We start from the raw sequence: 11,731 nt of genomic DNA on the forward strand, positions 1-11,731 counted from the left end.
CGCCAATCGAAATTGGCGAGGCCTCTCTGGTATCGAGCGTTGGCCTTATTCAGCGTTCGCTTCGGGTGCTTTTTCGCCATGGGACAAGCTGTAAACATACGCCGCCAGCAGATGCACCTTGTCGTTGCCCTGCAGTTGTTCCTGCGCCGGCATCTGGCCCTGGCGGCCGTAACGGATGGTCTGCTGCAGTTGCGCGAAGCTTGAGCCGTAGATGAATGCGCCCGGATGGGTCAGGTCAGGCGCGCCCATGGCCGGGGTGCCTTTGCCGGCAGGGCCGTGGCAGGCCACGCAGTTGGCCGCGAATAGTTTCTGCCCGTTGGCCGGATCGGCTTTGGTGCCTTCCGGCAGTTTGCGTCCGTCGAGGTTGGTCACCACGAAGGCCGCCACGTCGGCCACGCCTTGCTCGCCGATCACTTCTGCCCAGGCCGGCATCACCGCGTGGCGGCCGCCCATGATGGTGGTCTTGATGGTTTCCGGCTCGCCGCCCCAGCGCCAGTCAGCGTCGGTCAGGTTAGGGAAGCCATAGGCGCCCTTGGCGTCGGAACCGTGGCACACCGAGCAGTTGGATGCGAACAGGCGACCGCCCATTTTCAGTGCTTGCGGATCCTTGGCGACTTCTTCAATCGGCATGGCGGCGAACTTGGCGAAAATCGGTCCGAAGCGGGCGTCCGAACGGGCCATTTCCTTTTCCCATTCGTGCACGCCGGTCCAGCCAGTCTGGCCGTTGGCGAATGCGGTCTGCTTTTCGTTATCCAGATAGTTGTAACCCGGCAACAGACCTTTCCAGTTGCCCAGGCCCGGATACAGCACCAGATAACCCAAGGCGAAAATGATCGTGCCAACGAACAGCATGAACCACCATTTCGGCAGCGGGTTGTCGTACTCCTCGATCCCGTCGAAAGAGTGGCCGACCGTCTCGTCCGTCTGTTCGCTGCGCTGGCCCTTGCGGGTCGACAGCAACAGCCAGGTCAGCGCGAAGATCGTACCGAGACTGAGGACTGTGACGTACAGACTCCAGAATGTAGTCATTCTTTGTTACTCCTAGAAGCTTGCTCGACGTGCTTGATGGCTTCGGGATCATCCGCAAAAGGCAACAGGGTCGCGTCTTCAAACTCCGACTTGCGCTTGGGGCTGAATACCCACAAGGCCAGACCGATGAAGGCCACCATCACGACCACGGTGCCCAGGCCTCGAATCATCCCGATATCCATCAGATTCACCGTTTGCTTTTGATGATGGTGCCCAGGCCTTGCAGATAGGCCACCAGCGCGTCCATTTCGGTTTTGCCCTTCACGGCATCCTGTGCACCGGCGATGTCTTCGTCGGTGTAGGGGACGCCGAGAGTGCGCAACACTTCCATTTTTTTCGCGGTTTCCTTGCCGTCGAGCTTGTTTTCCACGAGGAACGGATAAGCCGGCATTTTTGACTCGGGCACCACGTTGCGCGGGTTGTACAAGTGCGCACGTTGCCAGTCATCGGAGTAACGACCGCCCACTCGGGCCAGGTCCGGCCCGGTACGTTTGGAACCCCACAGGAACGGGTGGTCCCAGACGCTTTCACCGGCAACCGAGTAGTGGCCATAGCGTTCGGTTTCAGCGCGGAACGGACGGATCATCTGCGAGTGGCAGCCGACACAACCGTTGGCGATGTAGACGTCGCGGCCTTCCAGTTCCAGCGCCGAGCGCGGCTTCATGCCCTCGACCGGCTTGTTGGTGACGTCCTGGAAGAACAGCGGAACGATCTGGGTCAGGCCACCGACGCTGACGGCGATGACCATGAAGAAGGCCAGCAGGCCAATATTCTTCTCGACAGCTTCATGCTTCATCAGTGAGCTCCAACGACGGCAATCTTGGCGGCGGCTTCGGCTTCAACCGGATCCGACGCGCGTACGGTGCGGTACACGTTGTAAGCCATCAGCAGCATGCCGCTGGCAAAGAACGCCCCGCCCAGCGCACGGACAATGAAGCCCGGGTGGCTGGCCTGCAGCGCTTCGACGAACGAATAGGTGAGGGTGCCGTCATCGTTGATTGCACGCCACATCAGGCCCTGGGTGATGCCGTTGACCCACATCGAGGCGATGTAGAGCACGGTGCCAATGGTCGCGAGCCAGAAGTGCGCGTTGATCAGTCCGGTGCTGTGCATCTGCGCCCGGCCGAACAGTTTCGGAATCATGTGATAGATCGCGCCGATCGAGATCATGGCTACCCAGCCGAGAGCGCCGGCGTGTACGTGGCCGATGGTCCAGTCGGTGTAGTGCGAGAGCGAGTTGACGGTCTTGATCGCCATCATCGGCCCTTCGAAGGTCGACATGCCGTAGAACGCCAGCGATACCACGAGGAAACGCAGGATCGGGTCGGTGCGCAACTTATGCCAGGCGCCCGAGAGGGTCATCATGCCGTTGATCATGCCGCCCCAGCTTGGCGCCAGGAGGATGATCGACATCGCCATGCCCAGCGATTGCGCCCAGTCCGGCAGGGCGGTGTAGTGCAGGTGGTGCGGGCCGGCCCAGATGTACAGGGTGATCAGCGCCCAGAAGTGCACGATCGACAGACGATAGGAATAGATCGGGCGTTCGGCCTGCTTCGGCACGAAGTAGTACATCATCCCGAGGAAACCGGTGGTCAGGAAGAAGCCCACGGCATTGTGGCCGTACCACCACTGGATCATCGCGTCAGTGGCGCCGGAGTAGGCCGAGTACGACTTGAACAGGCTGACCGGCAGCGACATGTGGTTGACGATGTGCAGCATCGCGGTCACGACAATGAACGCGCCGTAGAACCAGTTACCGACATAGATGTGCTTGGTTTTGCGTTTGGTGATGGTGCCGAAGAACACCAGACCGTAGGTGACCCAGACAATCGCCAGCAGAATCGCGATCGGCCACTCCAGCTCCGCGTATTCCTTGGTGGTGGTGTAACCCAGCGGCAAGGTGATGATGGCGCCGACGATCACCGCTTGCCAGCCCCAGAAGGTGAAGGCCGCGAGGCTGTCGGAAATCAGTCGCGTCTGGCAGGTTCGCTGCACGACATAGTAGGAAGTGGCGAACAGTGCACAACCGCCGAAGGCGAAAATCACCAGGTTTGTGTGCAACGGGCGCAAGCGTCCAAAGCTCGTCCACGGCAGACCGAAGTTCAGTTCCGGCCAGACCAGTTGCGAGGCGATGAAGACACCGAGCCCCATGCCAAGGATCCCCCAGACCACCGTCATGATGGCGAACTGGCGGACTACCTTATAGTTATAAGCAGTCGGACTGATTGCTGTGCTCATTCTAAGGTTCCACGGTTTGGGTATTTTTATAGGGATAAAATCGGCCGCAAGTATGTATAAAGCAGGGGGTCATTGCAACGCGCCATGACCTGGGTCAATGCTTTCCAACGCTGATTCTGCGGCCTTTCCATGTGCCGCGTAGGGTCAAAAATGGCCTGTGAAAAAATGTCGCAGTGAACGAAAAAAGCGCGGGGTCCGGATCGCCGTCACCGATGCCTGTACACAGGTCGTGATCGGGGGGTTAAGGGCAATCGGCGCAACAGCCGTTAACTGCCTGCCTTTGCGGCGAATCCATTAACCGGTTCATGGCGCGCATCGTTCGGGATTGATCTGAAAACCGACTTCAGTCGGTCCGCTTCGATGAAGCGTAGACCCGAATCCGGGGTTCCGAAAGGAGAGGTTGCAAGGGGTGCGACAATGCGTCGCAAGGGGGCGGGAAACTGCCGCGACAAAAAAGTCACGGCAGTTGTGTGTTCATTATCTACTTCGCTATGTCTTCAGTTACGAGCTTTTCTGTATTCAATCCATGGCTGAGGCTGTAGACATAAGCGGCAAGCAGCTGCACTTTGTCATCGCCCAGCAGCTCGTTCTGCGCTGGCATATGTCCTTGGCGTCCATGGCGTATTGTCTGCTCCAGTTGGGTCAGACTGGTGCCATAAATGAAGCCGGCGGGGTGGGTCAGGTTTGGCGCGCCCATGGCCGGGGTGCCTTGGCCCGTGGCACCGTGGCAAGCCACACACGTGGTGCTGAACGCTTGCTGCCCGGCTTGCAGATCCGCTTTGCTGTCGGCAGGCAGGGGCAGGCCGGCCAGCTCGTGACGCACGTAGGCTGCAACGTTTTTCACCCCGGCCTCACCGAGTACTTCGCCCCACGCCGGCATCGCCGCCATCCGCCCGCCCATGATGGTGGTCTTGATCGTCTCGGCCTCACCGCCCCAGCGCCAGTCGCTGTCGGCGAGATTAGGGAAGCCGAATGCGCCCTTGGCATCCGAGCCGTGGCACACCGAGCAATTGGACGCGAACAGACGGCCGCCCATTTTCAAAGCCTGTGGATCCTTGGCCACTTCTTCCAGCGGCATGGCGGCAAACTTGGCGAAGATCGGGCCGAAACGGGCGTCAGCCTTGTTCATTTCCTTTTCCCACTCGTGCACGCCGGTCCAGCCATCCTCGTAGCCGGGCAGGATCCCTTTCCAGTTGCCCAGGCCCGGATACAGAATCAGATAGCCCACCGAGAACACCAGCGTGCCGGCGAACAGCATGAACCACCACTGCGGCAGCGGGTTGTCGTATTCCTCGATGCCATCGAAGCTGTGGCCCATGGTCTGGTCGACGCTGCCCTTGGTCTCGCCCCGGCGGGTGCCGATCAGCAGCCAGGTCAGGCCGATCAGGCTGCCAATGGTCAGTACGCAGATCCACGTACTCCAGAAGGTGGTCATGGCCGGGTACTCCTTGTTTCAGAGGCGGGGTTTGTGTCGGGTAGTGGTTCGTCGGCGAACGGCAGCAGACGTGCTTCGGCGAACTCCGGGGTGCGCTTGCGGTTGAACACCCACAAGGTCAGGCCGACGAACGCGACGAACACCACGACCGTGCCGAGGCCGCGGATCAGGCCTGCACTCATTTCAATGACCATGGCTCACCTCTTGCTCTTGATCGCAGTGCCAAGCACTTGCAGGTAGGCGACGAGGGCGTCCATTTCGGTCTTGCCCTTGAGGCTGGCGACCGCGCCGCTGATGTCGTCGTCGGTGTACGGCACGCCGAGGGTGCGCATGGTTTTCAGCTTGGTTTCGGTATGGCTGCTGTCGACCGCTTGCGTGACCAGCCACGGATAGGCCGGCATTTTCGATTCCGGCACGACGTTGCGCGGGTTGTACAAGTGCGCGCGATGCCAGTCATCCGAGTAGCGCGCGCCGACCCGGGCGAGGTCTGGCCCAGTACGTTTCGAGCCCCACAGGAATGGATGATCCCAGACGCTTTCGCCGGCTACCGAGTAGTGCCCATAGCGTTCGGTTTCGGCGCGGAAGGGGCGGATCATCTGCGAGTGGCAACCGACGCAGCCTTCGCGGATATAGATGTCGCGTCCTTCCAGTTGCAGCGCGGTGTAGGGCTTCATGCCTTCCACCGGTTTGTTGGTGACGTCCTGGAAGAACAGCGGGACGATCTGGGTCAGGCCGCCGATGCTCACGGCGAACACCATCAACAGCATCAACAGGCCGACGTTCTTTTCAATCGTTTCGTGTTTCATGGCGAACTCCTCAGGCCATCTGCGCGGCAGCGACGACGTCGGCAGGCTGCGAGGCCCGCACGGTGCGCCAGGTGTTGTAAGCCATCAGCAACATGCCGCTCAGGAAAATCGCCCCGCCGATCAGTCGCACGACAAAGCCCGGGTGGCTGGCCACCAGGGTTTCGACGAAGGAGTAAGTCAGCGTGCCGTCCTCGTTGACCGCGCGCCACATCAGGCCCTGGGCGATGCCGTTGACCCACATCGAAGCGATGTACAGCACGGTGCCGATGGTCGCGAGCCAGAAATGCGCGTTGATCAACCCGATGCTGTGCATCTGCGCTTTGCCGAAGATTTTCGGGATCATGTGGTACAGCGCGCCGATGGAAATCATCGCCACCCAGCCGAGCGCGCCGGCGTGAACGTGGCCGATGGTCCAGTCGGTGTAGTGGGAGAGGGCGTTGACAGTCTTGATCGCCATCATCGGCCCTTCGAAGGTCGACATGCCGTAGAACGCCAGCGACACCACGAGGAAGCGCAGGATCGGGTCGCTGCGCAACTTATGCCAAGCGCCCGAGAGGGTCATCATGCCGTTGATCATGCCGCCCCAGCTCGGTGCCAGCAGGATCAGCGACATCACCATGCCCAGCGACTGCGCCCAGTCCGGCAGGGCGGTGTAGTGCAAGTGGTGCGGGCCGGCCCAGATGTACAGGGTGATCAAGGCCCAGAAGTGCACGATCGACAGGCGATACGAATACACCGGACGCTCGGCCTGTTTCGGCACGAAGTAATACATCATGCCGAGGAAGCCGGCGGTGAGAAAAAAGCCCACCGCGTTGTGGCCGTACCACCACTGCACCATCGCGTCGGTTGCGCCGGCGTACAGCGAGTAGGACTTGGTGAAACTCACCGGCAACTCAAGGTTGTTGACGATGTGCAGAATCGCCACGGTGATGATGAACGCGCCGAAGAACCAGTTGCCGACATAGATGTGCTTGGTCTTGCGCTGCATGATCGTGCCGAAGAACACGATCGCGTAGGCGACCCAGACGATGGTGATCAGAATGTCGATCGGCCATTCCAGCTCGGCGTATTCCTTGGAACTGGTGTAACCCAGCGGCAGGCTGATCGCCGCCAGCAGGATCACCAGTTGCCAGCCCCAGAAGCAGAACGCGGCGATTTTTGGTGCAAACAACTGCGTCTGGCAGGTGCGTTGCACCGAGTAGAACGAACTGGCGAACAGCGCGCAGCCACCGAAGGCGAAGATCACCGCGTTGGTGTGCAATGGGCGCAGGCGGCCGAAACTGGTCCAGGGCAAATCGAAGTTGAGTTGCGGCCAGACCAATTGCGCCGCGAGAAAAACCCCGAGGCCCATGCCGACGATGCCCCACACCACCGTCATAATGGCGAATTGGCGGACCACCTTGTAGTTGTAGGCGGTACTGATAGAAGTGTTCATGGTTCCCCATCCACGGTTCAGCCGAAGTGAGCGCGCGCAAACCGCGCGAATCCTTCGCCTGGAGTTATAGGCAGACTAAAAGCGAGGCAAGCATGGACAAACAGCACAAGGCCAGTATTGACGGGGATCAATGGGCGCAGTGTGTGCTCGATCATGGATGGCTTTGGAACGACGCGTCGGGCGAGGCTTCGGCGACGTTGATCCTCGCCCACGGTGCTGGGGCACCAATGGACAGTGACTGGATGAATGACATGGCTGGGCGCCTTGCCGGGCTTGGGGTCAACGTGTTGCGCTTTGAGTTTCCGTATATGGCGCAGCGGCGGGTGGACGGTGTTAAACGTCCGCCGAATCCTGCGGCGAAACTGCAGGATTGCTGGCGGGAAGTGTTTGCGCTTGTGCGGCGTCATGTCGCTGGGGTTTTGGCGGTTGGCGGCAAGTCGATGGGCGGGCGGATGGCGAGTCTGGTGGCGGATGAGCTGGGGGTGGATGCGTTGGTGTGTCTGGGGTACCCGTTTTATGCGGTGGGCAAGCCGGAGAAACCGCGGGTTGAACATTTGGCTTCGCTGCGCACGCGGGCGTTGATTGTGCAGGGGGAGCGGGATGCTCTGGGGAATCGCGAGGCGGTTGCGGCTTACAGCTTGTCACCGAGTATTGAGGTGATGTGGCTGGCGGCTGGCGATCATGATTTGAAGCCGTTGAAGGTTTCCGGTTTTACGCATGCGGATCATTTGGATAGTGCTGCGCGGGAGGTGGCTTTGTTTTTGCGGTGAGGGGTGGGGGCATATCCGTTGCTGCGGGCGCTGCGGCTGGCGGTTTCGCCTGACGGCGACTTAGTTTTTTACAAGCGCCCGGAATGCCGGCCCAGAAAAAAAGTAAACAAAAAACGCTAGCGCCTGCGTTCGGCCCTCGCAGGCTCGGGTCCCTTCGCTCCGGGACTGATCCGGGCGCAGCGGCTACGGTTTGCTTCGCTGCACCTCCTTGCGCTGAGTCTGGCTGCGCCAGACGGTCGCTGCGCTCCCACGCCCGGATCAATCCCTCCACTCAGCCTTCGACGTCGCCGGTGGATCAAAAGCAAGATCAAAAGCACTCGAGCTAACGCTCATCGTTGTAGGAGCTGCCGAAGGCTGCGATCTTTTGATTTTGCTTTTCTGTGGAAGCGAGCCTGCTCGCGAAGGCTCTCTTCCAGATGACATCAAACCACCAGCCCGTCAGAGGCAATCCCTGCACTTAAACAGCATCAAATAACCCCGTTTAAACTACACGATCCGTTACGCCATCCCGGCTACAACTCCTTGCGCCGTTGCCTACGCGTACGCCAGAATCCGCCGGCTTACGCGGCCATGAGGTTGGCTATATCGTTGCTCGGTCACTGACAGAAAGCAGTGATCGGGTTTGGTAGCCCGCGTCGAAACCGTTGTATAGCGTCACCGTATGCAGTCCCGTTTCGGGACTCGACTTTTATGGTGGGCATGCGTGGGGCTCCTTTGTGAGCGCCGGGTTTCCCGTTTCGACCGGTCTACCAACCTGCGTATGACCACCACCTTTCGTTTGGTAGCGAGGGTGCTGGCTCCCAATATTCGAAACTGGAGCACGCCCATGTTCAAAGTAACCCCCAACCCGCCAATCCCCCACGACCCCGCGTTCGATCCGCAAAAAGTCCAGGAAGCCACCGACCGCGCCCTCGATTACTACCTCAAACCTGAAGACCTGGCAGCCCCGCCAAGTTCGCCAAAATATCGCCCGGTCTATGTTGTCGACCCCACGCTGGATGACGAAACCCTGTTGGTTGAGGCTTGCGAGTCGCTTTCATACGCGCATGCCATGGCCGGTAATATCGCCAACTCAATAGGCGGCCCGGAACGCAAACCACTGCTGGCGCTGCAACAGGTGATCATGCTCAACGAACTGTTGGTCAATCGACTGCTGGATAAGCTGAAGTTGCCTCAATAATCGCGTTGGTTGTTATGGCCCCTTCGCGAGCAGGCTCGCGATGGCGGCTTGCCAGACACTAAAAATTCCCTATCAAGAACAAAAGCCCGGACAGCTTTCGCGGTCCGGGCTTCCAAGGTCAAAAGATCGCAGCCTGGGGCAGCTCCTACGATTATCTGTAGGAGCTGCCGCAGGCTGCGATCTTTTGCTGTTAGCGGTTAAACCGCGCCACCAACGAATACTGGGTATTGGCCGTCTTCGTCAGCTCTTCACTCAACAACGCCGAGTTTTGCGCCTGCTCGGACGTCTGATCAGCCAACTCCGAAATGTTGCTGATGTTGCGGCTGATCTCTTCAGCCACCGCACTTTGCTCTTCGGTCGCGGCGGCGATCTGGGTGGTCATGTCGGTGATGTTGGCCACTGCTTCGCTGATGCCGACCAGAGCCTGATCCGCCTCTAGTACCCGAGCCACGCCTTCTTCAGCCTGGCGATGCCCGGCTTCCATGGTTTGCACGGCGCTGGAGGCGGTCTGTTGCAGCTTGGCGATCAGGGCGTGAATCTGCCCGGTCGATTCGCTGGTGCGTTGTGCCAATTGACGGACTTCGTCGGCCACTACGGCAAAACCACGGCCCATTTCGCCGGCACGGGCCGCTTCGATGGCGGCGTTGAGGGCGAGCAGGTTGGTCTGGTCGGCGATGCCTTTGATCACGTCGACCACGCCGCCGATTTCGTCGCTGTCCTTGGCCAGTTGCGTCACGGTCAGGCCGGTTTCGCCGACGACGACCGACAGGCGCTGAATGGCTTCGCGGGTTTCACCGGCGATGTCGCGGCCGCGACCGGTGAGGCGGTTGGCCTCCTGGGTGGCGTCAGCGGTGCGTTGAACGTGGCTGGCGACTTCCTGGGTGGTGGCGGCCATCTGGTTGACGGCGGTGGCGACCTGTTCGGTTTCCACGCGCTGGCGTTCCAGACCGGTCGAGCTGTTGTGCGCGAGGGCATCGGACTGCTTGGCCTGATCGGTCAAGTGTTCGGCGGTATCCTGCAGGCGGGTCAGGCAGGTTTTCAAGCGAGCTTCCTGGCTGAGGATCGACATTTCCAGACGCGCCTGCGCGCCACGGCTGTCGGTGTACATCTGCGCGATCAGCGGGTCGGAGGTGGTTTGTTCGGCCAGGCGCAGCAGGCGCTTGAGCCCGCGTTGCTGCCATTGCAGGCCCATCAGGCCCAGCGGCACCGACAGCGCGGCGGCGAGGGCAAAGCCCCATTGCGAGGTCAGCGTCGCGCCAATCATGAAGCTCAATTGGCTGACCAGAATGAACGGCAGCCAGTCCTGCAGGATCGGCAGCCATTTATCGGTGGATGGAATCGCCGACTTGCCCTGATTGATGCGTTGGTAGAGCGCTTCGGCGCGGCGGATCTGTTCGGCGGTGGGCTTGACGCGCACCGACTCGTAACCGATCACCTGGCTGCCATCAAACACCGGTGTGACATAGGCGTTCACCCAATAATGGTCACCGGACTTGCAGCGATTCTTGACAATGCCCATCCATGGCAAGCCTTGTTTCAGCGTGCCCCACATGTGCGCGAACACCGCCGACGGCACGTCTGGATGGCGAACCAGATTGTGCGGCGCACGGATCAGTTCATCCCGCGAAAACCCGCTGATTTCGACGAAATCGTCGTTGCAGTAGGTGATCACGCCCTTGGCATCGGTGGTGGAAATCAACCGTTGCTGAGCTGGAAAGGTCCGCTCGCGTTGTGTAATGGGCTGGTTGTTACGCATGGTTTTTCAATCCGCAAGGCTTTGAAAGGTTGTCGGCGCTGACAGGTTTTTATTGAAGTTTTTTTTCAGATTTAAGTACGCCGTCGCAAAACGGCGCTTGCGTCAATTGGCCAGCATCGGATAGGTGAACAGGCCGAAGTGCAGCAGGTTCAAGCCCAAATGCGTGGCGATCGCTGCGCCCAGGCCGCCGAAACGGTAGGCCAGACCATAGCCGACCCCGGCCAGTCCCGCCAGTAACACCCAGGTCCAGCCGGCGCCGGCATGCGCCATGCCAAACAGCAGCGAAGCCAACAGCAGCGCGAGGTTGTCGCCATATGGCAGGTGCTTGAAGCGATGGCTGAGTCCGCCCTGTATATAGCCGCGAAAGAGCGCTTCCTCGACCAGCGTCACCAGCAGCAGATTGTTCAGCACCCACAGCCAGGCCTGATCCGGCCACTTCGGCGCCCAGGTGATCACACCGAGCAACAGCGCGCCGCCGAGGGCGAGTGCCGCGCATAACGTCAGCGCGAGGGCGGTGGCATAAACAGTCAGGCGCAACGAACGCCGCGCAACAATCCACGGGCAGACCAGCAGCAGCCAGAAGCCCACCAGCGGCTTGTCGAGGTTGAGGTGCATCGCGAACGGCACGGCGTCGTCAGTAAGACGTTGCGGGTTGATCACGCGGCCATTGGCAAAACCCGGCAGCCAATGCAGCGCCAGCGCCACGGCCAAAACAATGAACAGGCCATGGCCGAGCCAGCGCGCGACCGGCACCTGTTGCTGGCGCACGGCGAACGCGGCGAACAGCAACAGCCCCACGGAGATCAATGCCAGCCAACCAAGTTGGCCGTAGCTCAGGGCCAGTCCGTAGCCGAGGCTGAGCAGCGCGAGATAAAGCCAGGGCAGCGCCTTCATCCAAAGTCCTTGTGCGAGATTTCTGGAAGGGGCTTTCTACATGGGCGAGGGAGGTGGGACAAGTGAAGGTGTGGCGAAAAAACCGGGACAACGCAACGCTCGATAGTCATATACAGAACCCAATGTGGAAGCGGGCTTGCTCGCGAATAGGGTGTCACCGATACAGAATAGGTGACTGACACAGCGCA

General features: G+C 60.3%; 12 protein-coding genes. 2 read left to right on the plus strand and 10 right to left on the minus strand.

Annotation, left to right across the window (positions count from 1 at the left end; translation table 11 throughout):
* Positions 1-45: 45 nt before the first annotated feature.
* The 8 genes from ccoP (CXF97_RS06790) to ccoN (CXF97_RS06825) form a co-directional block, all read right to left on the minus strand.
* Complete coding sequence (gene ccoP / locus CXF97_RS06790; RefSeq protein WP_101157381.1) at positions 46-1,029, minus strand: cytochrome-c oxidase, cbb3-type subunit III; 984 nt, start codon at positions 1,027-1,029, stop codon at positions 46-48.
* The gene (locus CXF97_RS06795) at positions 1,026-1,211 is read right to left on the minus strand and encodes a CcoQ/FixQ family Cbb3-type cytochrome c oxidase assembly chaperone (RefSeq protein WP_003175465.1); all 186 of its coding nucleotides are present in this window, start codon (positions 1,209-1,211) and stop codon (positions 1,026-1,028) included. Before CXF97_RS06795 ends, ccoP (CXF97_RS06790) begins: the two co-directional genes overlap by 4 nt.
* Positions 1,212-1,216: 5 nt before the next feature.
* Positions 1,217-1,825 (minus strand): cytochrome-c oxidase, cbb3-type subunit II, encoded by a 609-nt coding sequence (gene ccoO, locus CXF97_RS06800; protein WP_007917161.1) that lies wholly within the window; start codon positions 1,823-1,825, stop codon positions 1,217-1,219.
* Positions 1,825-3,267: a cytochrome-c oxidase, cbb3-type subunit I gene (gene ccoN / locus CXF97_RS06805; protein ID WP_024012334.1), complete on the minus strand. Its 1,443-nt coding sequence runs from the start codon at positions 3,265-3,267 to the stop codon at positions 1,825-1,827. The genes ccoO (CXF97_RS06800) and ccoN (CXF97_RS06805) overlap by 1 nt, the downstream gene beginning before the upstream one ends.
* 481 nt (positions 3,268-3,748) lie before the next feature.
* Positions 3,749-4,702, minus strand: coding sequence for a cytochrome-c oxidase, cbb3-type subunit III (gene ccoP / locus CXF97_RS06810; RefSeq protein ID WP_101157383.1), 954 nt, complete (start codon positions 4,700-4,702; stop codon positions 3,749-3,751).
* On the minus strand, positions 4,699-4,896 hold the full coding sequence (locus CXF97_RS06815) for a cbb3-type cytochrome c oxidase subunit 3 (protein WP_101157385.1): 198 nt from the start codon (positions 4,894-4,896) through the stop codon (positions 4,699-4,701). Before CXF97_RS06815 ends, ccoP (CXF97_RS06810) begins: the two co-directional genes overlap by 4 nt.
* A gap of 3 nt (positions 4,897-4,899) precedes the next feature.
* Complete coding sequence (gene ccoO, locus CXF97_RS06820) at positions 4,900-5,508, minus strand: cytochrome-c oxidase, cbb3-type subunit II (RefSeq protein WP_090282591.1); 609 nt, start codon at positions 5,506-5,508, stop codon at positions 4,900-4,902.
* 10 nt (positions 5,509-5,518) lie between these two features.
* Positions 5,519-6,943 (minus strand): cytochrome-c oxidase, cbb3-type subunit I, encoded by a 1,425-nt coding sequence (gene ccoN, locus CXF97_RS06825; protein WP_101157387.1) that lies wholly within the window; start codon positions 6,941-6,943, stop codon positions 5,519-5,521.
* Positions 6,944-7,035: 92 nt separating this feature from the next.
* Between ccoN (CXF97_RS06825) and CXF97_RS06830 the strand changes: the two genes are divergently transcribed.
* Positions 7,036-7,713, plus strand: coding sequence for an alpha/beta family hydrolase (locus CXF97_RS06830; RefSeq protein ID WP_101157389.1), 678 nt, complete (start codon positions 7,036-7,038; stop codon positions 7,711-7,713).
* Positions 7,714-8,539: 826 nt separating this feature from the next.
* Positions 8,540-8,893: a DUF6124 family protein gene (locus CXF97_RS06835; RefSeq protein WP_101157391.1), complete on the plus strand. Its 354-nt coding sequence runs from the start codon at positions 8,540-8,542 to the stop codon at positions 8,891-8,893.
* Between the two features lie 190 nt (positions 8,894-9,083).
* Here CXF97_RS06835 and CXF97_RS06840 read toward each other — a convergent pair whose 3' ends face one another.
* Positions 9,084-10,649 carry a PAS domain-containing methyl-accepting chemotaxis protein gene (locus CXF97_RS06840; protein ID WP_101157393.1) on the minus strand — a complete coding sequence of 522 codons (1,566 nt, stop codon included), beginning with the start codon at positions 10,647-10,649 and terminating at the stop codon, positions 9,084-9,086.
* 102 nt (positions 10,650-10,751) lie between these two features.
* Positions 10,752-11,543 (minus strand): CPBP family intramembrane glutamic endopeptidase, encoded by a 792-nt coding sequence (locus CXF97_RS06845; protein WP_101157395.1) that lies wholly within the window; start codon positions 11,541-11,543, stop codon positions 10,752-10,754.
* Between the last annotated feature and the right edge of the window lie 188 nt (positions 11,544-11,731).

It is taken from the genome of Pseudomonas sp. Choline-02u-1 (assembly GCF_002836515.1).
Lineage (GTDB): Bacteria > Pseudomonadota > Gammaproteobacteria > Pseudomonadales > Pseudomonadaceae > Aquipseudomonas.